This is a genomic window from Streptomyces sp. NBC_01428 (genome assembly GCF_036231965.1).
Lineage (GTDB): Bacteria > Actinomycetota > Actinomycetes > Streptomycetales > Streptomycetaceae > Streptomyces.
Genome location: NZ_CP109499.1, coordinates 4,625,451 through 4,646,203 on the forward strand (window position 1 = coordinate 4,625,451; position 20,753 = coordinate 4,646,203).

18 protein-coding genes and 1 pseudogene are annotated in these 20,753 nt (G+C 72.1%); 5 read left to right on the plus strand and 14 right to left on the minus strand.

The window, feature by feature from the left end:
* Positions 1–5: 5 nt before the first annotated feature.
* Positions 6–1,010 (minus strand): alpha-ketoacid dehydrogenase subunit beta, encoded by a 1,005-nt coding sequence (locus tag OG406_RS20045; RefSeq protein WP_081218396.1) that lies wholly within the window; start codon positions 1,008–1,010, stop codon positions 6–8.
* A gap of 1 nt (position 1,011) precedes the next feature.
* A complete protein-coding gene (gene pdhA, locus OG406_RS20050; protein ID WP_329187000.1) occupies positions 1,012–2,238 on the minus strand; it encodes a pyruvate dehydrogenase (acetyl-transferring) E1 component subunit alpha in 1,227 nt (408 codons plus the stop codon).
* A gap of 414 nt (positions 2,239–2,652) precedes the next feature.
* Between pdhA (OG406_RS20050) and OG406_RS20055 the strand changes: the two genes are divergently transcribed.
* Entirely contained in the window at positions 2,653–3,318 is a 666-nt protein-coding gene (locus OG406_RS20055) for a response regulator transcription factor (protein WP_329187001.1), read from the plus strand.
* Positions 3,319–3,412: 94 nt separating this feature from the next.
* Positions 3,413–3,865 carry a pyridoxamine 5'-phosphate oxidase family protein gene (locus OG406_RS20060; protein ID WP_329187003.1) on the plus strand — a complete coding sequence of 151 codons (453 nt, stop codon included), beginning with the start codon at positions 3,413–3,415 and terminating at the stop codon, positions 3,863–3,865.
* Between the two features lie 139 nt (positions 3,866–4,004).
* Here the strand turns inward: OG406_RS20060 and OG406_RS20065 are convergent, their stop codons facing one another.
* A complete protein-coding gene (locus OG406_RS20065; RefSeq protein WP_081218393.1) occupies positions 4,005–5,585 on the minus strand; it encodes a protein kinase domain-containing protein in 1,581 nt (526 codons plus the stop codon).
* Between the two features lie 302 nt (positions 5,586–5,887).
* On the opposite strand from OG406_RS20065, the gene OG406_RS20070 reads away from it, so the two are divergent.
* Positions 5,888–7,504 carry a protein kinase domain-containing protein gene (locus tag OG406_RS20070; RefSeq protein WP_329187007.1) on the plus strand — a complete coding sequence of 539 codons (1,617 nt, stop codon included), beginning with the start codon at positions 5,888–5,890 and terminating at the stop codon, positions 7,502–7,504.
* A gap of 114 nt (positions 7,505–7,618) precedes the next feature.
* On the opposite strand, the gene OG406_RS20075 is transcribed toward OG406_RS20070, so the two are convergent.
* A complete protein-coding gene (locus OG406_RS20075) occupies positions 7,619–8,161 on the minus strand; it encodes a bacterial proteasome activator family protein (protein ID WP_081218391.1) in 543 nt (180 codons plus the stop codon).
* A gap of 229 nt (positions 8,162–8,390) precedes the next feature.
* Between OG406_RS20075 and OG406_RS20080 the strand changes: the two genes are divergently transcribed.
* Positions 8,391–8,882 carry a hypothetical protein gene (locus OG406_RS20080; RefSeq protein ID WP_329187010.1) on the plus strand — a complete coding sequence of 164 codons (492 nt, stop codon included), beginning with the start codon at positions 8,391–8,393 and terminating at the stop codon, positions 8,880–8,882.
* A 43-nt stretch (positions 8,883–8,925) separates the two neighbouring features.
* On the opposite strand, the gene OG406_RS20085 is transcribed toward OG406_RS20080, so the two are convergent.
* The 8 genes and pseudogenes from OG406_RS20085 to pdhA (OG406_RS20115) all read right to left on the minus strand — a co-directional run bounded on the left by OG406_RS20085 (position 8,926) and on the right by pdhA (OG406_RS20115) (position 17,823).
* Positions 8,926–9,912, minus strand: a complete 987-nt coding sequence (locus OG406_RS20085) for an NAD(P)H-quinone oxidoreductase (RefSeq protein ID WP_329187012.1) — start codon at positions 9,910–9,912, stop codon at positions 8,926–8,928.
* A 31-nt stretch (positions 9,913–9,943) separates the two neighbouring features.
* Positions 9,944–11,050 (minus strand): potassium channel family protein, encoded by a 1,107-nt coding sequence (locus OG406_RS20090; protein WP_164372748.1) that lies wholly within the window; start codon positions 11,048–11,050, stop codon positions 9,944–9,946.
* A 113-nt stretch (positions 11,051–11,163) separates the two neighbouring features.
* Positions 11,164–12,615, minus strand: coding sequence for a molybdopterin molybdotransferase MoeA (locus OG406_RS20095; RefSeq protein ID WP_329187015.1), 1,452 nt, complete (start codon positions 12,613–12,615; stop codon positions 11,164–11,166).
* Entirely contained in the window at positions 12,612–13,553 is a 942-nt protein-coding gene (locus OG406_RS20100) for a DUF6457 domain-containing protein (RefSeq protein WP_434481586.1), read from the minus strand. Before OG406_RS20100 ends, OG406_RS20095 begins: the two co-directional genes overlap by 4 nt.
* Positions 13,527–13,937: pseudogene (locus OG406_RS39430) on the minus strand (NTP transferase domain-containing protein); the annotation flags it as partial. The gene OG406_RS20100 and the pseudogene OG406_RS39430, both read right to left, overlap by 27 nt.
* A gap of 78 nt (positions 13,938–14,015) precedes the next feature.
* Complete coding sequence (locus tag OG406_RS20105; protein ID WP_329187016.1) at positions 14,016–15,653, minus strand: dihydrolipoamide acetyltransferase family protein; 1,638 nt, start codon at positions 15,651–15,653, stop codon at positions 14,016–14,018.
* Positions 15,653–16,657, minus strand: a complete 1,005-nt coding sequence (locus tag OG406_RS20110; protein ID WP_164372744.1) for an alpha-ketoacid dehydrogenase subunit beta — start codon at positions 16,655–16,657, stop codon at positions 15,653–15,655. The genes OG406_RS20105 and OG406_RS20110 overlap by 1 nt, the downstream gene beginning before the upstream one ends.
* Positions 16,654–17,823 carry a pyruvate dehydrogenase (acetyl-transferring) E1 component subunit alpha gene (pdhA, locus tag OG406_RS20115; RefSeq protein ID WP_329187020.1) on the minus strand — a complete coding sequence of 390 codons (1,170 nt, stop codon included), beginning with the start codon at positions 17,821–17,823 and terminating at the stop codon, positions 16,654–16,656. Before pdhA (OG406_RS20115) ends, OG406_RS20110 begins: the two co-directional genes overlap by 4 nt.
* 174 nt (positions 17,824–17,997) lie before the next feature.
* Between pdhA (OG406_RS20115) and OG406_RS20120 the strand changes: the two genes are divergently transcribed.
* The gene (locus tag OG406_RS20120) at positions 17,998–18,498 is read left to right on the plus strand and encodes an Lrp/AsnC family transcriptional regulator (RefSeq protein ID WP_266615147.1); all 501 of its coding nucleotides are present in this window, start codon (positions 17,998–18,000) and stop codon (positions 18,496–18,498) included.
* A gap of 85 nt (positions 18,499–18,583) precedes the next feature.
* On the opposite strand, the gene OG406_RS20125 is transcribed toward OG406_RS20120, so the two are convergent.
* Positions 18,584–19,174: a TetR/AcrR family transcriptional regulator gene (locus OG406_RS20125; RefSeq protein WP_081218381.1), complete on the minus strand. Its 591-nt coding sequence runs from the start codon at positions 19,172–19,174 to the stop codon at positions 18,584–18,586.
* Positions 19,171–20,685 carry a 3-hydroxyacyl-CoA dehydrogenase gene (locus OG406_RS20130; RefSeq protein WP_329187024.1) on the minus strand — a complete coding sequence of 505 codons (1,515 nt, stop codon included), beginning with the start codon at positions 20,683–20,685 and terminating at the stop codon, positions 19,171–19,173. The genes OG406_RS20125 and OG406_RS20130 overlap by 4 nt, the downstream gene beginning before the upstream one ends.
* Positions 20,686–20,753: the final 68 nt, after the last annotated feature.

Here is a 20,753-nt window from a genome sequence, read left to right on the forward strand (position 1 = left end):
TCTCCTCAGTACGCCAGCGAGCGGTCGACGGCGTCGAGCACCCGGTCCAGGCCCGGAAGGTACTCCTCTTCCAGGCGTGCCGGCGGGTACGGGACGTGATAGCCGCCGACGCGCAGGACGGGCGCCTCCAAGTGGTAGAAGCACCGCTCGGTGATGCGGGCCGCGATCTCCGCGCCCGTGCCGAGGAACACCGGGGCCTCGTGCACCACGACCAGGTGCCGGGTCTTCTCGACCGAGGCCTGGACGGAGTCGAAGTCGATGGGGGACATCGAGCGCAGGTCCAGGACCTCGATCGACTTGCCCTCCTCCTGGGCGGCCGCGGCGGCCTCCAGGCAGACCTTCACCATCGGGCCGTAGGCGACGAGGGTCAGGTCGCTGCCCTCGCGCACCACGGTCGCCTTGTGGAGCGGTCCGGGGATGGCGTCGTCCGCGTCGGAGCCGCTGGTGGACCAGGTGACCTCGCCCTTGTCCCAGTAGCGCCGCTTCGGCTCGAAGAAGATCACCGGGTCGTCGCTCTGGATCGCCTGCTGCATCATCCAGAAGGCGTCCGAGGCGTTCGACGGCGAGACGACCTTGAGGCCGGCGACGTGCGCGAACAGTGCCTCGGGGGACTCCGAGTGGTGCTCGACGGCGCCGATGCCGCCGCCGTACGGGATGCGGACGACGACGGGGAGCTTGATCTTGCCCAGTGCGCGCGCGTGCATCTTGGCGAGCTGCGTGACGATCTGGTCGTAGGCCGGGAAGACGAAGCCGTCGAACTGGATCTCCACCACCGGGCGGTACCCGCGCAGGGCCAGGCCGATCGCGGTGCCGACGATGCCCGACTCGGCGAGCGGGGTGTCGATGACCCGCTCCTCGCCGAAGTCCTTCTGGAGCCCGTCGGTGACACGGAAGACGCCGCCGAGCTTGCCGACGTCCTCACCCATGATCAGGACCTTGGGGTCGGACTCCATGGCCCTGCGCAACGACTCGTTGATCGCCTTGGCGAGCGCAACCTTTTCCACGGCCATGTCAGTTACCCCCCTCGTCCACGAACGACGCCTGGTAGGCGGCGAACTGGGCTCGCTCCTCGTCGACGAGCGCGTGCCCGTCCGCGTACGCGTGCTCGAAGATGGCGAGGCTGTCCGGGTCCGGCATGGCCCGCACGGCGTCGCGTACTCGTTTGCCCAACGTCTCGCTCTCGGCTTCGAGTTCCGCGAAGAACGCCTCGTCCGCGTGGTTCGCGGCCTCCAGGTACGTGCGCAGGCGCAGGATCGGGTCCTTCGCCTCCCACGCCTCGCGCTCCTCGTCGGCCCGGTACTTGGTCGGGTCGTCGGAGGTGGTGTGCGCGCCCATCCGGTAGGTGAAGGCCTCGACGAGGGTGGGGCCCTCGCCCGAGCGGGCCCGCTCCAGCGCCCAGCGGGTCACGGCGAGGCTCGCGAGCACGTCGTTGCCGTCCACGCGCACGCCGGGGAAGCCGAAGCCCTGCGCGCGCTGGTAGAGCGGCACGCGCATCTGGCGTTCGGTCGGCTCGGAGATCGCCCACTGGTTGTTCTGGCAGAAGAACACGACGGGCGCGTTGTAGACCGCCCCGAAGTTGAACGCCTCCAGGACGTCGCCCTGGCTGGAGGCGCCGTCACCGAAGTACGCGATCACGGCCGAGTCCGCGCCGTCCTTGGCGACGCCCATCGCGTAGCCGGTGGCGTGCAGCGTCTGCGAGCCGATGACGATCGTGTACAGGTGGAAGTTGTTGCTGTTCGGGTCCCAGCCGCCGTTGTTCACGCCGCGGAACATGCCGAGCAGGTTCGTCGGGTCGACCCCGCGGCACCAGGCGACGCCGTGCTCGCGGTAGGTCGGGAAGACGTAGTCGTCGTCGCGGGTGGCGCGGCCCGAACCGATCTGGGCGGCCTCCTGGCCGAGCATCGAGGCCCACAGGCCCAGCTCGCCCTGACGCTGCAGGGACGTCGCCTCCGCGTCGAAGCGGCGGCTCAGGACCATGTCCCGGTACAGCCCGCGCAGGTCCTCGGAGGTGATGTCGGCGATGTACGGGTCGTACGTGGCGTCCTGGACGCGCTCGCCCTCCGGGGTCAGCAGCTGAACGAGCTCCGGCTCGCCGCCCGACGCCCCCGGGGACTTCTTGGCGGCCGCGCCGGTGCGCTTGCTCGCGGCGCTCTTGGTACCGGTCGTACTGGCGCTCGCGGCGCTCTTCGTACCGGCGCTGCGTCGCGGCTTGCGCGCGGCAGTGCTCTCCACGGTCACGTGTGCTCCTCCGTCGGTCCGGCCCCCGGGATTGCCGGAAGGCTGGGGTCCCCCTCGCCCGCTTTTTGGGCTCGGGGGATCGGCTCGCCTGTTCCGGCACCCGTGCACGGGGTGGGTGCCACTCGGCCGGGAACAGGCGTGACAGGTGCCCCGGCGAGCGCCCTGCACAAGTCACGTTACCCAGTGCTTCACAATTCTGTGAAACCTATCCTGACCTGCGATTTTGATAGGAAATCCAAGTACTTCGGAACGTGGATTTCCTAGTAAACCGCGCCGGTCGGGAACACTCGCTGGTCACAGCACTGGTCACAGCCTTGCAGGGGGCCGGAACACCGGCACGTTATCCCGGCCACCCCGGGCACGGGAAGAGTTCACCCGAGGGCAATGGCCATGATCGTGTGTGACACTGACACCGTGCCGGAAAACGGGAAAATCAGCGTATTTCTCCTCGATGATCATGAGGTGGTCCGCCGCGGGGTCCACGAACTGCTCTCGGTCGAGGACGACATCGAGGTGGTCGGCGAGGCGGGAACGGCGGCCGACGCGCTGGCCCGCATCCCGGCGACGCGCCCGGACGTGGCCGTCCTCGACGTCCGCCTTCCCGACGGCAGCGGCGTGGAGGTCTGCCGCGAGATCCGCTCCGCGCACGAGGACATCAAGTGTCTGATGCTGACCTCGTTCTCCGACGACGAGGCCCTGTTCGACGCGATCATGGCGGGTGCCTCGGGCTATGTCCTCAAGGACATCCGGGGCAACGAGCTGCTCACGGCCGTCCGGGACGTGGCGGCCGGAAAGTCCCTGCTCGACCCGGTGGCCACCGCGCGCGTCCTGCAGCGGCTGCGGGACGGCGGGGCCCCCAAGGGCGACGGAAAACTCGAGCGGCTCACGGACCAGGAACGCAGGATCCTCGACCTGATCGGTGAGGGGCTCACCAATCGCGTGATCGGGGAAAGACTGCACCTCGCCGAGAAAACGATCAAGAATTACGTGTCGAGCCTGCTGGCCAAGCTGGGAATGGAACGCCGGTCGCAGGCGGCCGCCTATGTCGCGCGTATGCAGGCGGAACAGCAGCAGCGCTGACCGGCGGGAAAGACGGCCTCTTCGGGACTTAAGGCCCCTCTTCGGAGGGCGGGTGCCCCTTTTCCCCGCCCCGCCGGTCCCGGACATTGGGGTCATGCCCACCGACGAACGTCCGGACCGCCGACGGCCCGCCGACGAGCGGTTCGCCGTGGAACTGATCGCCCGCACCGACTACGGCCGGGTGGCCACCAGCATGCGCGCGATGCCCTTCCTCGCGTTCGCCCGCCACATCGTCGTGGACGGCCGCGTCCTGCTGCGCATGCCTCTGAACTGCGGCTATCACCTCGCGTGCGCCGGCAGTGTCGTCGCGTACGGCACCGACAACCTGAGCTGCGCACGGCGCGGCGAGGGTCTGTGGTCCGTGCAGATCGTGGGCCGGTGCGAGCCGGTCGAGCCGACCGCCGCCGAACTGGAGCTGTTCGGCTCCGCGCCGCCGCTCGTGGACGGCGCCCCCTACGAGCCGGTCTACCTCTGCATCGAGCCGCAGTTCGCGAGCGTCAACTCGACGGACGGCGATGCGGGAGGGCACCTGAGCCCCGTCCTGTGACGGCCGGCCCGCCCCTGTGGCCCCGTGCGCCCCGGTGACACAGACACGCGCGCGTGGGAGCCCTTCCCGGGCTCCACGCGCGCGTGATGTCGTCTCAGGACCGTCCGGACACCGTCCGGACGTCGCCGGCCGGCTCGGCTCAGAGCCCGGCGGCTCCGCTCGTGAGACCTCCGTCGCCGTCGCCGCCCGGGTCCTCCGACTCCGCCGGCGGAGTCGGAGTGGGCGACGGCGGGTCTTCGGACGGCTCCTCCGTGGCGCTGTGCGTCGGCTTCGTCGGCTTGTCCGTGGGCTTGTCGGTCGGCTTGTCGGTCGGCTGGTCGGTCTCCGACGGCGTGTCCGAGGGCGTGTAGTCCGGGGTGTCGCCCGTGCCCGTCGAGTTGTCGCCCGAGGTGTCGTCCGTCGACTGGTCCGTCGTGTCGTCGCTGGGCGTCTGGTCGGAGTCCTTGTCCTTGGTGGAGTGCGTGCTGGTCGGCTTCTCCGACGTGCCCGTCCCTCCGCCTCCCCCACCACCGGTGTTGTTGAGCGCCAGCGCGACACCCGCCGCGATCGCGATCACGGCGAACACCGCGAGGATCCACAGCTTTCCGCGGCCGCCGCCCCTGTTGCCGCGCCCCTCGAAGCCGCCGTCGTCACCGCCGCCGTAGGGCGGGATCATCGGCGCCGGGATCTGCGCGGTCCCGGAGTCGCCGGGGTGCGGCAGCGCGGCCGTCCCCGCGAAGCCGGCCGCGGGAGTGTTCAGGCCGTCGTGCACGGTGACCGGGCCGGTGTTCCAGGTGCCGGTGTGGCTGCCCTGGTCGTACAGCATCTGGAGCCCGTACTGGACGAGACCGCGCATCTCCTCAGCGGTCTGGAACCGGTCGTCCGGCTCCTTCGCGAGGGCACGCATGACGAGCCCGTCGAGCTCCGGCGGCGCCGCGTTCGACACCTGGGACGGCGGCACCGGGGTGTCCTGGACGTGCTGGTAGACCACCGAGAGCGGCGTCTCGCCGGTGAACGGGGGCCGCAACGCGAGGAGTTCGTACAGCAGGCAGCCGGTCGCGTACAGGTCGGAGCGGTGGTCGACGGCCTTGCCGAGCGCCTGCTCCGGGGAGAGGTACTGCGGGGTACCCATGACCATGCCGGTCTGGGTCATCGTCGACTGCGCGCCGTGCAGGGCGCGCGCGATGCCGAAGTCCATCACCTTGACCGCGCCGGTCTCCGTGATGATCACGTTCGCGGGCTTGATGTCGCGGTGCACGATGCCGTGCTGGTGCGAGTAGGCGAGCGCCTCCAGGACACCGGACACGATGATCAGCGCCTGCTCGGGCCCGGGGGCCTCGGCGTTGATCAGCAGGTCGCGGATCGTGTGACCCTCGACGATCTCCATCACGATGTACGGGACGACGCCGTGGCCGACCACGTCCTCGCCGGAGTCGTACACGGCGACGACGGCGTGGTGGTTGAGCCCCGCGACCGACTGGGCCTCGCGCGTGAAGCGCGCCTTGGACACGGGGTCCTCGGCCAGATCGGACCGGAGCAGCTTGACCGCGACGGTCCGCCCGAGGCGCACGTCCTCGGCGGCGAACACCTCGGCCATGCCGCCCCGGCCGAGTCTGCGTGTCAGCCGATATCGGCCGTCGCCGACCAGCCCGCCGTTACCCCACAACTCGGGCGCATCTGACATACCGCCGCCAGTCGCCTCGGGGTCGGACGGGCCCTGAGCGCGCTGCTGCTGTGCCATCAGTCCTCGCCGTCGTTTCTGCCCGCGGTCTGCGCGGTGGTTGTTACGGTCTCCGTCGGGCCACGCTACAGGCTCAGCGCAAGGCGTCGGCCCGAGATGAAAGTGAGATGGACGGGCCATCCAACCCGTCCCAGGTCCGTGCGTGCAAATTCTGTGTACCGGCCGCGCGGCACCTGTAACGCTTCCGCGACGCTTCTTTCGCAGACGGTCACGGAACGGGCACCGCGCTTGACGTGTCAGTGCCCTCGGGCAGACTTGGCCCGGAATAAGCCAATCGATCACGGCCGCGGGGGACGCAGAAGATGAGCCAGGACGGCGCACAGGGCCGGTATGCGGGGCGTGCGGTCGCCGGCGGCCGCTACCAGCTGCGCGATCTGCTCGGCGAGGGCGGCATGGCCTCGGTGCACCTCGCGTACGACTCGGTGCTCGACCGGCAGGTCGCGATCAAGACGCTGCACACCGAGCTCGGCCGCGAGCAGGCCTTCCGCGAGCGCTTCCGCCGCGAGGCCCAGTCGGTGGCCAAGCTCACCCACACGAACATCGTCTCGGTCTTCGACACCGGCGAGGACGACCTCGACGGCATGACGACGCCGTACATCGTCATGGAGTACATCGAGGGCAAGCCGCTCGGCTCGGTCCTCGAGGCGGACATCCAGCAGTACGGCGCGATGCCCGCCGACAAGGCCCTGAAGATCACCGCGGACGTGCTGGCGGCCCTGGAGATCAGCCACGAGATGGGCCTGGTCCACCGGGACATCAAGCCGGGCAACGTGATGATGACCAAGCGCAACGTCGTGAAGGTCATGGACTTCGGCATCGCCCGCGCCATGCAGTCCGGCGTCACCTCCATGACCCAGACCGGCATGGTCGTCGGCACCCCGCAGTACCTCTCCCCCGAGCAGGCGCTGGGCCGGGGCGTCGACGCCCGGTCCGACCTGTACTCGGTGGGCATCATGCTGTTCCAGCTGGTGACCGGACGCCTGCCGTTCGAGGCGGACTCCCCGCTGGCCATCGCGTACGCGCACGTCCAGGAGGAGCCGGTCGCGCCCTCCTCGGTGAACCGCTCGCTGCCCCCCGGGGTGGACGCGCTGGTCGCCCGCGCGCTGAAGAAGAACCCGAACGAGCGTTTCCCGAGCGCCGAGGCCATGCGCGACGAGTGCATGCGGGTCGCCCAGTCCTTCCACGCCGCCCCGCCGAGCATCGTGCCGGGCGCCCAGACGCCGAGCGGCGCGGGCGTCGCCTCCGCCGTCTTCCCGCCCGTCGACCAGGGCACCCCGGCCCCGGGCCCCGTCCAGACCCCGTACCAGCCGGGCCCGTACGGCACACCCGCCCCCGCCTACGGCTACCCGCAGCAGGGCGGCTACCAGACGCCGGCGCAGCAGACCTCCGCCTACGCCCCGCAGCACGGCACGTCGACCCCGCCGCCGTACCACCTCAGCCCGCAGCACCCGACGCCCGGTTCGGGCGGCGGGAAGAGCAACAGGGGTGTGGTGATCGGCGCGATCGTCGTCTCCCTCATCGCGATCGGCGGCCTGATCACCGCGCTCGTCCTGAACGGCGGCGGCAGCGGCGACGACACCAAGGGCGGCGATGACACCACGAGCGCTTCGCCCTCCGTGGTGAGCGGCCACAAGGGTCCGGACACGTCGAAGACCGTCGACACCGACGTGTGCACGGACGCGCAGGAGTCCTACAACGACCCGGACAAGATCCAGGTCCCGGACTTCCAGTTCAAGAACCTCACCTCGGTGAAGTCCTGCTTCCAGGCGGCCGGCTGGCAGATGAAGGTCACCCGCGTCGACGAGAACACCTACGGCGAGGACACGATCATGGATCAGTTCCCGTCATCGGGCACGGACGTCGACCCCAAGAAGATGCCGGAGATCGAGCTCAAGGTGTCGTCGGGCGACCCCTCCTGAGGCACCCCGCACCCGCACCGACGTGAACGGGCCCGGCACTTCGGTGCCGGGCCCGTCCCGTTCGGGGTGACGTGGGCGGATCAGGTGTCCGGGAGGACCCGGTGATCCGTGGGGCTACAGGTACGGGCCGCCCGAGCGGCCCCCCGTCCGGGGATCCTCGTCGCCCTCCGCCCCGCCGACACCCGGCGGGAGCGCACGGCGCATCTGCTCCAGTTGTGCCCTCGCCGCCATCTGCTGGGCGAAGAGGGTCGTCTGGATCCCGTGGAAGAGTCCCTCGAGCCAGCCCACCAACTGGGCCTGCGCGATCCGCAGTTCCGCGTCGCTGGGCGTCGTCTCGTCGGCGAAGGGCAGGGAGAGCCGCTCCAGTTCGTCGACGAGCTCGGGGGCCAGCCCGTCCTCCAGCTCCTTCACGGAACTGGCGTGGATCTCCTTGAGCCGGGCCCTGCTCGCCTCGTCCAGAGGCGCCGCGCGCACCTCCTCCAGCAGCTGCTTGATCATGCTGCCGATACGCATCACCTTGGCGGGCTGTTCCACCATCTCCGTGACCGGGACCTCGCGGGAGTCCTCGTCTCCGGTGCCACCGAGAGCCATACCGTCCTGGCCGACAACCAGGATCTGAGGGTTCTCCGGCGACCTTTCGTTCCTCGGCATCTCCATGCCGCCATTCTCTCGCACCCGTGCACTCCATCACGGTGGCGCCCCCTCCACACGGTGATCCACGAGGTACGGGGGCGGCCGTTCGCCGTCCGGTGCCCCGCAGACGGTCGGCGGGCGCTCACCGAGCGCCACTTTCCGCCGGGATGCCGGGAACGATCCCTCATGTGAGGCTTGTCCCGTCGATCACGGCACTCGTCGTGGCGAACCGCACCGGGAGGGGGTCACCGGCGTGACTCCATGGCTCCGCATCCTGCCCACGGCCGGGCTGCTCGCTGCCGCCCTGCTGTGCGGCACCGGCCCCGCGGCGAACGCCGCCCCGCCGGCCGCCGGGATCCTCGCGTCCACCGGGTCCCTCGGACAGCCCGGACCGGGCGCCCCCGAGCCCGGACGGGCCATTCCTACGCCGGACGCCTCGGGCGCCGGGAGCCTCGCGGGCGAGGGCCGGGTGCGACCGGGACGCCCCGACGAGGACTCACCCGACCCCGAGGACTCGGACTCGGACTCCGGCACGGACATCGGCAGCGACATCGGCTCCGGGCTCAGCCAGGTGGGTGACGTTCCCGAGGCGCGGGACGACCCGGCTCCCGTGCAGCAGAGCGTCGTGAGCCCCGGGTCCACCACCGAGCCGGTCTGGCAGGTACTGCCGCTGGGCGGCGGCCTGATCCTCGTGGGCCTCGGGCTGGGCCTCGCCTTCGTGGGCCTGCGCGTCCGCCGCGGCTGAGGCACACCGCGAGGGACACGGTGCGCCTCGAAGCCGCGTGGGCTCAGCTCTGCGGTGCGACCAGCAGGACCTTGCCGATGTGGCCGCTCTCCTCCAGCACCCGGTGCGCCGCGCCCGCCTCGCTCATCGGCAGCTCACGGTCCACGACAGGCCGGACGTGACCGCCGTCGATCAGCGGCCACACGTGCTCGCGTACGGCCGCCACGATGGCCGTCTTCTCACTGAGCGGCCGGGCCCGCAGCGAGGTGGCGCTGACGGCGGCGCGCTTGTTCAGGAGGGTGGCGATGTTCAGTTCGCCCTTGACCCCGCCCTGCATGCCGATGATGGCGAGCCGTCCGTTCACCGCGAGGGCGCGCACGTTCCGGTCGAGGTACTTGGCACCCATGTTGTCGAGGATGACGTCGGCGCCCGCCCCGTCGGTGGCCCGCTCGATCTCCTCGACGAAGTCCTGCTCGCGGTAGTTGATCAGGATGTCCGCGCCCAGCTCGGCACAGAGGTCGAGCTTCTCCTTCGTTCCGGCCGTGACGGCGACCTTCGCGCCGACGGCCTTGGCCAGCTGGATGGCCATGGTGCCGATGCCGCTGGATCCGCCGTGCACGAGCAGCGTCTCGCCGGGGAGCAGGTGGGAGACCATGAAGACGTTCGACCAGACGGTGCACGTCACCTCGGGCAGCGCAGCCGCCTGCAACAGGTTCAGGCCCTTGGGGACGGGCAGCAGCTGCCCCGCCGGAACGGCGACCTTCTGGGCGTATCCGCCGCCGCCGAGCAGCGCGCACACCTCGTCGCCGACGGCCCAGCCGGAGACCCCGGTGCCGACCTGGACGACGCGGCCCGAGCATTCGAGGCCGGGGTAGGCGGAGGCTCCGGGCGGCGGGTTGTACATGCCCTGCCGCTGCAGCAGATCGGCACGGTTGACGGCGCTGGCCACCACCTCGACCAGCACTTCGCCCTCGCCCGCCACCGGATCGGGGACCTCGTCCCACACCAGCGCCTCGGGCCCACCAGGTTCAGGAATCGTGATCGCGTACATGAGGACGACGCTACTCCTGGGGGGTGGCTCCCTAGTCCTGCGGGCGGATCCGGTTCCCGGGTGTCACCTGGGTGCCCGGCGTGACCCGCGCGATCGTGATGAGCCGGTCCGTCAACTGGAGGGTGCCGACGGCCGGATCGTCGTACCCGAGGACGCGATGCCCCCGGACGACGCTGACCACCAGGTCGGGAGTCTCCCGCACCCCCTTGCCCACCTCGGCCTTTATGACGGGACGCTCGACCATGTCGAGCCCGCTGCCCTGATGGATCAGGTCCTCCATCACCATGCCGGCGGCGGGGCTGAGCACGGAGAGGCCGAGCAGGCGTCCGGCCGCGCTGGCACTGGTGATGACCGCGTCGGCGCCGGACTGTTTGAGCAGGGGCGCGTTCTCCTCCTCGCGCACGGCGGCGACGATCTTCGCCCCACGGTTGAGCTGCCGGGCCGTCAGGGTCACGAGCACGGCCGTGTCGTCGCGCTGCGTGGCGATGATGATCTGTCGTGCCCGGTGCAGCTCGGCGCGCATCAGGACATCGCTGCGGGTGGCATCACCGATCACACCCGCGTAGCCCTCGGCGGTCGCCGCGTCGACCACCCGGGGACTCGGGTCGACGACCACGACCTGCTCCTTCTTCAGCCCGGTCGCGCACACGGTCTCGACGGCCGACCGGCCCTTGGTCCCGAAGCCGACAACGACGGTGTGATCTCTCAAGGCCGCCCTCCAGCGGTTCAGGCGCCATTCCTCACGGGTGCGTTCCGTGAGGACCTCCAGCGTGGTGCCGACCAGGATGATCAGGAACAGCACCCGCAGCGGCGTGATGAGCAGGATGTTGATGAGACGGGCGCCGTCGCTGGTCGGGGTGACGTCGCCGTAGCCGGTGGTCGAGAGGGTCACCGTCGCGTAGTAGAAGGAGTCGAGCAGGTCGACGCTTCCGTCCGAGTTGTCGGTGTATCCGGCGCGGTCGAACCAGACGATCAGCGCGGTGGCGACCAGCACCAGCAAGGCCATCGCCAGCCGCTTGGCGACCTGCCGGATCGGACGCTCGACGACCTTCCGCGGCAGCTTCACCTGGTGGGTCACGAGATGCTCGTCCGCCTGGCGGGCGATCGCATCATGGCCCGGAAGTTTCACGTGAAACACACCCCGTTCGGATTCATGCCGCTCCCACCCCGGACGTCACGCCGCCCCTGCACCGCCGTCACCCCGGTACCACCGTCGTCCCGCTGCCGCTTCGGTCCCTGCCCGGCCCCATCTCAGACGAAGCACGCGTCGATCCCCGCGGACGCCCACGGCAGGTCGACGAGTTCCAGCTCCTGACCCGCCCGCGCGCCGTCCGGCGGTACGACGGCGAGGGCGTCGGACGCGGCGATGCCCCGCAGCATCGCCGGGCCGTTGTAGTGCAGCGGCACGGCACGCTCGCCGCGCAACGAGACGGGGACGAGCCGGGTGTCGTACGGATGCCCCTGCACGGCCTCCCTGCAGGGCATCGTGTACGGCTCCGGGGCCGCGCGTCCGGCCAGCGTGCGCAGCAGCGGCTCGGCGAGCGTCAGGAGGCCGGAGACGGCCGCGAGCGGGTTGCCGGGCAGGCCGACGAGGTGCCGGCCCTCCTCGATGCGGGCCAGCAGCATCGGATGCCCCGGCCGCACCTTGACGCCGTCGACCAGCAGTTCGGCGCCGAGCCTGCGCAGTATCGGGTGGACATGGTCGACGGGGCCGGAGGCGGTGCCCCCGGTGGTGACGATCAGGTCGGCCCGGGAGCCGGTGATCGCCTTGTGCAGGGCCGCGGCGTCGTCGCCGAGACGGCGCACGGCGACGACCTCGGCGCCGAGCGCCCGCAGCCACGGCGGCAGCATCGGGCCGAGCGCGTCCCGGATGAGGCCTTCGCGAGGCAGTCCCTCGGTGAGCAACTCGTCCCCGAGGACGAGTACGTCGACGCGGGGGCGGGGGATCACGGTGAGGGTGTCGTAGCCGGCCGCGGCGGCGAGGCCGAGCGCGGCAGGGGTCACCAGGGTGCCGAGCGGCAGCAGTTGGTCTCCGCTGCGGCACTCCTGGCCGCGGGGGCGGATGTCCTGGCCGTGCGCCACGTCCAGGGTTCCGGCCTGCCGGGCGGGGCCGTGGCCCTGTGCGTGACGGGCGTGCAGGCGTCCCTTGTCGTCGAGCCGTCCGTGCTCGCTGCGCAGGACGGCGGTCGCGTCGCGCGGAACGCGGGCGCCGGTCGCGATGCGGACGGCCTCGCCGTCGGTGAGCCGCTCGGGTGCCGCGTTTCCGGCGAGCACCCCGTCGCCCCGCACCTCCCAGGGGCCGGGGCCCGCGACGGCCCAGCCGTCCATCGCCGAGGTGTCGAAGGAGGGAAGGTCGGTGAGCGCTGTCAGCGGCGCGGCGAGGACGAGGCCGAGGGCCGCGTCGAGGGGGACGGAGACCGGGGCCCGGCGCGGTGCGGACCGGGCGGCCCGCTCGGCGACGACGCGCGCCTCGGGCCAGGGGGTGGCCTTGTGCTGGGCCTGCTTGTCGGGGGTGCCTTGCTGCGCTCCGCTACCCGGGGCCGGGGCGCGATCGCCTCCGCGGGGTGCCCCCGCGGGGACGTCCCCGGCGCGGAGCTGTTCGGCGGACGGGCGCGGTCCGGGGTTCTTGACCAGGGCGAGCGCCTCCTCGACGTCGAACTCGTCGGCGTCCTGGCCGTCCCGGGTGGAGCGGGCGGCGGTCATCCGGCGTCCGGCTCGGTGGCGGCCGTGGGCGAGCTGCCCTTGGCGGTGTCCGGTGCGTCCTCGGCGGCCCAGCGGAGCGCGAGCGCCGTGGCCTTCCGGGACGCCTCGGCGACCGCTTCGGGTCCGCCACCGGCCCGGGCGGCCGCGTACCCCACGAGAAACGTGGTCAGCGGTGCGGCCGGCCTCGCCACTGCGTGGGCGGCGTCACGGGCCAGGTCGAGCAGCACGCCGGTGTCGACGTCCAGATCGATGCCCAGCTCGTCCTTGACTGCGGTAATCCATTCATCCAACACGTGCCCATGCTCCCTAATGCGTGCCCGCGCGGCGGCGATGTCGTCCCAGGTGTCGCAGTCGAAGGACGCGACGGGGTCGGAGAGGCGAAGAAGGCCGAGCGCGGCGACCAGCCGGCGCAGCGGCAGGCCGCCGAGTCCGCCGTGGGCGGCTCCCAGCACGGCCAGTTCACGGCGCAGCGCGTGGGTCCGGTAGGCGGCCACGAGGGGTTGGTCGCGTCCGTCGGGGTCGGTGAGGACGACGCCGTCCGGACGGGCGTCGGCGTCGGTGACGTGCCTTTCCCCGGCGGACGGGGAGGGGCCTTCGGCGGTTCGGGATCCCCGATCGGGCGGGGTGACCGCGTCGGCGGAGGCGCCTTGGGCCGTCGAGGCCGCCTGCTCGGGCGGTGTGCCGGGGGAAGGCGGGGCGACCGGGGCGTCTTGGGCGGCGCCCTCGCTCGGAGAGCCGGCCGGGGCGGCGGCGTCCGTGCTCCGGCGGTCGGCAGAGGCGGGGTCGAGGGCGGGAGGGGCTTCCTCAAGGGTTCCTGGGCTGCCCCGCACCTCTCGGGAGACACTCGGAGGCGCCGCGAGAGCCGCTGAGCCGCCCTCGGGGGCTCCCGGAGCGGCGTGGGGGACCGTGGCGGCGCCCGCACCGGCGAGAGCGTCCAGCAGGCGCCGTACCGTCTTCTCGTCCAGGAACGGCAGGTCGGCCGAGAGCACGACGACGTACGGCGCCGTGGTGTGCCGCAGGCCGGCGTCGAGCGCGGCGACGGGTCCGCCGCCCGGCGGGTCCTCGCGGGCCCACCGCACGGGTCGGGCGGTGGCCCGGGGTTCCGCCACGACCACGGTGACCGCCGCGTCGGCGCACGCGGCGAGCACCCGGTCGAGCAGGGCCCGGCCGCCCACACGCACCCCGGGTTTGTCCGCGCCGCCGAGCCGCCGAGCGGACCCGCCCGCGAGCACGACGGCGTCGTACGCGACGGCGTCGGACACATCGGGCAGACCGGGCCCGCCCGGTCGCCCCGGCGCATCCGGTCGCTCGATCGCGGTCATCCCCCGAGTATGGGCGCCCGAAGGATCATTGCCACCCCCGTACACAGCATGTGGACGGGGAGGACCTGCCCACCGGTGCTAGAGCGTGCGCAGCAGCACCGCCGGCTGTTCCACACAGTCCGCCACATACCGCAGGAAGCCGCCCGCCGTACCGCCGTCGCACACCCGGTGGTCGAAGGTGAGCGAGAGCTGTACGACCTGACGCACCGCCAACTCGCCCTGGTGCACCCAGGGCTTGGGGATGATGCGGCCGACGCCGAGCATGGCCGCCTCGGGGTGGTTGATGATCGGTGTGGAGCCGTCGACGCCGAACACCCCGTAGTTGTTCAGGGTGAAGGTGCCTCCGGTGAGGTCGGCCGGGGTCAGCGTGCCGGTGCGGGCCGCCTCGGTCAGCCGGGCGAACTCGGCGCTGAGTCCCTCGGCGTCCCGACCGTCCGCCTCCCGCACGACCGGGACCACGAGCCCCCGTTCGGTCTGGGCCGCGAACCCCAGGTGCACCCGGTCGAGCCGGACGATCTCACGGGCCTCCAGGTCGACCGTCGAGTTGAGCTCGGGGAACCGGGCCAGCGCGGCGGTGCAGATCCGGGCCAGCAGGGCGAGCAGCGAGATCTTCGCGCCACCCGCGGCGTTCATCGCCGTGCGGGCCCGCATCAGCTCCGTCGCGTCGGCGTCCACCCAGCAGGTCGCGTCGGGGATCTCCCGCCGGCTCCGGGAGAGCTTGTCGGCGACGGCTCCGCGCACGCCCCGCAGGGGAACACGGACTCCGCTCGGAGCGGTGCCCCGGGAGACACCGGACGCGCCGGGCACGACCTCGGTGATGTCCGCGTACGAGGATGCGCTGTTCCGCCCCGCGCCCCGCGAGGCCGCGTCGGTGTACCCGTCCGTGTCCGCCGCTGTCGCCGGGACGCCGAGCGGCTCCATGACGGACGAGGACGCCATCCGGCCGCCCGCCGCAGCGCGCAGCGCGTACTCCACGTCGGCCCGCAGAATCAGGCCGTCGGGGCCGGAGCCCTCCAGCTCCCGCAGGTCCACGCCGTTCTCCCGGGCGAGCCGGCGCACGAGGGGCGAGATGACCGGCACGGGCCCGTCCCCCCGAGCGGTTCCGTTCCGAGAGGCCGGTGCGTCCGCCTCCGCGGCGGTCCCGGTCGCGCCTGTCTGTTCCTGCCGTCCCGGTTCACGCGAACCGGCCACCGCACCAGGAGCCGCCGGGGCGGCCGAAGCGGCGGGAGTTCCAGCACCGCTCCGGTCCGTCGCGGCGTCGCGCGTCGGTGCGCCCGCCGGAGACGGTGCGCCCGTCGGACGACGGCCGCCGCCGGCCGGACCGCCCGGCGTCCGCTGCTCGCCGGCCGAGGGACCGCCCGAAGGCCGGACCCTGCGACGCCGCGCCGGGGGCGCTCCCGTGCCGTAGCCCACCAGCACGTTCCCTGAGCCCTCGTCGTCCTGGGCCTTCTCGTCCTCGCCGGAGGCCGGCGTGCCCACGGCTACGGTCAGCAGCGGTGCGCCGACCGGCAGTTCCGTGCCCTCCTCGCCGAAGCGGGCGGTGACCACGCCGCCGTAGGGGCAGGGCACCTCGACCATCGCCTTGGCCGTCTCGACCTCGACGACGGGCTGGTCGACCGCGACGACGTCGCCGATCTCCACCAGCCAGCGGACGATCTCCGCCTCGGTGAGTCCCTCCCCGAGGTCGGGGAGCTTGAACTCCAGCACCTGGGCCATCAGTTCACCGCCTCCCACTGCAGACGCCCCACGGCGTCCAGGATCCGGTCGACACCGGGCAGGTGGTGCCGCTCCAGCATGGGCGGCGGATACGGGATGTCGAATCCCGCGACGCGCAGCACCGGCGCCTCCAGGTGGTGGAAGCAGCGCTCCGTGACGCGGGCCGCGATCTCCCCGCCCGGACCGCCGAAGCCGCCCGACTCGTGCACGACGACCGCGCGTCCGGTCCGCCGGACCGACGCCGCCACCGTCTCGTCGTCGAACGGCACCAGGGAGCGCAGGTCGACGACTTCGAGGTCCCAGCCCTCGGCCCGCGCCGCCTCGGCGGCTTCGAGGCACACGGGCACGGACGGCCCGTACGTGATGAGGGTGGCGCTCCGGCCCGAGCGCCGCACCACCGCGCGGCCTATCGGTTCAACGGCCGGTGGCTCCTCGGGGTTCCAGGAGTCCTTCGACCAGTACAGCCGCTTGGGCTCCAGGAACACGACCGGGTCGTCGGAGGCGATGGCCTCGCGCAGCAGCCCGTAGGCGTCGGAGACCGTCGCCGGGGTGACGACATGGAGACCCGGGGTCGCCATGTAGTACGCCTCGGAGGAGTCGCTGTGGTGCTCGACGCCGCCGATGCCGCCGCCGTAGGGCACGCGGATCGTGATGGGCAGCGGCATGGCACCGCGGGTGCGGTTGCGCATCTTCGCCACGTGCGAGACGAGCTGCTCGAACGCCGGGTAGGCGAACGCGTCGAACTGCATCTCCACGACCGGGCGCAGGCCGTACATGGCCATGCCGACGGCCGCGCCGAGGATGCCCGCCTCGGCGAGCGGGGTGTCCGTGCAGCGGTCCTCGCCGAACTCCGCGGCGAGCCCGTCGGTGACCCGGAAGACACCGCCGAGGGTGCCGACGTCCTCGCCCATGACGTGGACGGTCGGGTCGGCCGCCATGGAGTCGCGCAGCGCTCGTCCGAGCGCCTGCGCCATGGTGGCCGGCTTGAGGGCAACCGTGGTCATCGCCCGGCTCCTTCCGGGCCGTGCGGGCCCGCTTCGTGCGAACCGTCCGCCTCCGCCTCCAGCTCCGCGCGCAACTGCGCTTCCTGCTCCAGCAGTTGCGGGGTGGGCCGGGCGTACACGTGGGCGAAGAGGTCCATGGGGTCGATCACCGGGTCCTGGTTCATGCGCTCGCGCAGGTCCGCGGCCATCACCTCGGCGTCGTCGCGCACCGCCTTGAGGGCGGCCTCGTCGAGCAGACCGCGCTCGGTCAGCTCGCGTTCGAGGAGGGTGACGGGGTCGTGCCCGCGCCAGGTCTCTACCTCGGAGTCGCCGCGGTAGCGGGTGGCGTCGTCGGCGTTGGTGTGGGCGTCGATGCGGTAGGTCACGGCCTCGACGAGAGTGGGACCGCCGCCGGCGCGCGCGTGGGCGATGGCCTCGCCGAGGACCTGGTGCACGGCCAGCGCGTCGTTGCCGTCGACCAGGCGGCCCGGCATCCCGTAGCCGACGGCCTTGTGGGCCAGCGACGGGGCGGCGGTCTGCTTGGCGAGCGGAACCGAGATGGCGAAGCCGTTGTTCTGGACGAGGAAGACGACCGGGGCCTGCCACACCGCGGCGAAGTTCAGCGCCTCGTGGAAGTCGCCCTCGCTGGTGCCGCCGTCGCCCACCAGGGCGAGCGCGACCACGTCGTCGCCCTTGAGGCGGGCGGCGTGCGCGAGGCCCACGGCATGCGGCAGCTGGGTCGCGAGCGGGGTGCTGAGGGGCGCGACGCGGTGCTCTCGCGGGTCGTAGCCGGTGTGCCAGTCGCCGCGCAGCAGGGTGAGGGCCTGGACGGGGTCGAGGCCGCGGGCGACAGCGGCGAGGGTGTCGCGGTAGCTCGGGAAGAGCCAGTCGCGGTCCTCGAGGACGAGCGCTGCGGCGACCTCGCAGGCCTCCTGCCCGGTGCTGGAGGGGTACACGGCGAGACGGCCCTGCTTGGTCAGAGCGGTGGCCTGCGTGTTGTAGCGGCGGCCGCGGACCAGCTCCTTGTACAGACGGCGCAGCAGCTCCGGGTCGGCCTGCGCGGCCGCCTCGGTGCCGAGCACGCGATGGGGCAGCGCGTCGGGCAGCAGCGGCGCGGGGTCGGTGCGGGGCTGCCAGGCGGGCGGCGGCGTGGGCCGGTAGGCCCCTCGCTGCTCCATGACCGTCATGACGGCACCTCCTCGTGGGAGCGGCTTCAGACGCGTCACGGGTGTGATGCGCCTCACCTACCGATTGTTCGGTCGTCGGCACATTTTGGCTACAGGCGGCGCCAGGCTGTGGACAAACGGTTCTGCACAGCCTGAGATGGACGCAGTACGTCCATGGTAGGGAGGCGGGGGGACATGGCACCTGAACAAATGGCCGAGCCGCCGGAGCCCGGCCCCGTCGATCCGCCCGCCCGGCCCCTCGACGCGATCGACCGGGACATCCTCCGCATGCTCCAGGCGGACGGCCGCGCCTCGATACGGTCCGTGGCCGAGCGGGTCCACGTGTCCCGGGCCAACGCCTACGCGCGGATCAACCGGCTCATCGAGGACGGTGTGATCCGCGGGTTCGGGGCCCGCGTCGACCACGAACGTGCTGGTCAGGGCACCTCGGCGTATATCACCCTCAAGATCGTGCAGAACTCCTGGCGCACGGTGCGCGAGCAGCTGAGGGTGCTCCCCGGGGCGTCCCACATCGCCCTGGTGGGCGGGGACTTCGATGTCCTGCTCCTGGTGCACACCCCGGACAACCGGGCCCTGCGCGAGCTGGTCCTCACCCGCCTCCAGGCCATTCCGGAGGTGCTCAGCAGCAGGACGCTGCTCGTCTTCGAGGAGGAGTACCTGGAGCCGGAGAACTGACCCGACGGGCCCCCGGATCTCACGGCGGATCCCCGGACTCACCCGTTCGGGTCGTCGCCGTCCGGACCGGGCGCACGGCGGGCTCTCAGGCCTCCTTCCGGAGCCCTCCGAAGACCAGCAGCACCACGGCGTCGGCGACCTCACGCGCGCCCATGCCCCGCGCGTCCGGCCGGTACCACTCCACGAGCGAGTTGATCATTCCGAAGACCAGCCGGGTCGCGAGCCTGACCTCCACGTCGCCCCGGACGTCCCCGTCGGCCGCGGCGGCCTTCAGGAGCTCGGCGACCTGGTGGTCGAACTCGCGGCGCCGCTCCAGCGCCCACCGCTCGGTGCCCGTGTTGCCGCGCACCCGCAGCAGCAGCGTCACGTAGGGCAGCTCCGAGGTGAGGACCTCGACCATGCGCCGGACGACGTACTCCAGGCGCTCCACGGCACGCCCCACGCGCGCGTCCTCCTCGTCGAGGATCCCGAAGAGGCCGTCGAGCGCCCGGCTCACGGCGCGCCGCAGCAGCTCCTCCTTGCCCGCGACGTGGTGGTAGATCGAGGACTTGGAGATGCCGGCCGCCTTGGACAGGTGCTCCATGGAGGTGCCGTCGTAGCCGCGGTCGTTGAAGACCTGGACGGCGACGGACAGGAGCGTCTCCGGGGTGTACGTGTCGCGCTTGGCCGTGGTCATGGGGTGCCCTCGCGCTTCTCGGTGGCGTACGCGTGACGGTAGAGCGCCAGGGACGGCGCGTAGCGCCCGGAAGGATCGCGTACGTGCAGCTCGTCCAGGAGGTCGTACGACCAGTTCGTACCGAGCCTGCGGCTCCATTCGAACGGGCCCAGGGGGTAGTTGACGCCGAGGCGCATCGCGGTGTCGATGTCCTCCTCGGTGGCGACGCCCTTGGCGACGGCGTCGTGCGCGAGGTCGACGATGCGGGCCACCGTGCGGGCCACGATCATGCCGGGGCAGTCCCCGATGACACTGACGTCCTTGCCGAGCGCCTGGAAGAGCCCGACGGCCTCGGACAGCGTCCGGGGGGCGGTGTCCTGGGACGCGGACAGGGCGATGCGGGTCGCCCTGCGGTAGTCGAGCGCCAGGTCGAAGTAGACGACGTCGCGGAACTCGACCGAGGTCTGACCGTCGGCGAGGACGAGCTGCCCGCCACTGGGCAGCACCAGCCGGGTGCCGTGATCCTCCTCCTCACCACGGACCGGGATGCCCGCCTCGCGGATGAGGTCGAGGAGGTCGGCGGCGGGCCCCAGGTCCCCCTCGGCGACGACGTACGCGGGCGCCTGTGCCTTCTCCGCGTTGTGGGGCTCGGCCGCCTCGGCCTCGTCGCCGTGGTCGTACCAGCCGTGGCCGGTCTTGCGGCCGAGCCGGCCCGACTCGACGAGCCGCCGCTGCGCGAGCGAGGGCGTGAAGCGCACGTCCTGGAAGAACGACTGCCACACGGAGTGCGTGACGGATTCGTTGACGTCCTGGCCGATCAGGTCGGTGAGTTCGAAGGCGCCCATCCGGAAGCCGCCGGACTCGCGCAGCACCGCGTCGATGGTGGCGGGGTCGGCGGCCTGCGCCTCGTGGACCGCGAAGGCCTCGGCGTAGAAGGGCCGCGCGATGCGGTTGACGATGAAGCCGGGCGTGTCCGCGCAGGCGACCGGGGTCTTGCCCCAGGCGCGGGCCAGCTCGTACGCGCGCGTGGCCGACGTGACGTCGGTCGCGTACCCGGAGACGACCTCGACGAGGGGCAGCAGCGGCGCCGGGTTGAAGAAGTGCAGTCCGACCAGACGGCCCGGGTTGCGCAGCGCGCCGCCGATGGCCGTGACGGACAGCGACGAGGTGTTGGTCGCGAGCAGGCAGTCCTCCCCGACGATGTCCTCGAGGTCGCTGAACAGCTGCTGCTTGGCGTCGAGTTGTTCGAGCACCGCCTCGACGACGAGCAGGCAGTCCGCGAGGTCGGTGAGTACGGCGGCCGGGTGGAGCCGGGCGCGGGCGGCGTCCCGGTCGGCGCCGGAGAGCCGGTCCTTGGCGACGAGCCGGTCGAGCCGGGCGCCGATCGCCTCCGCCGCCGCCTCGGCACGCCCGGGAGCCGCGTCGTAGAGCCGTACGGGGTGGCCCGCCACCAGCGCGACCTGGGCGATGCCCTGGCCCATGGTGCCGGTTCCGACGACTGCCACGGGGCTGCTGAGGTCGAGTGCTGTCATGTGCGCGATCCTCCCGCACGGCGTTTTCCACAGATGCGGCGGACCCCCTTGTCCCGACCGATCGTTCG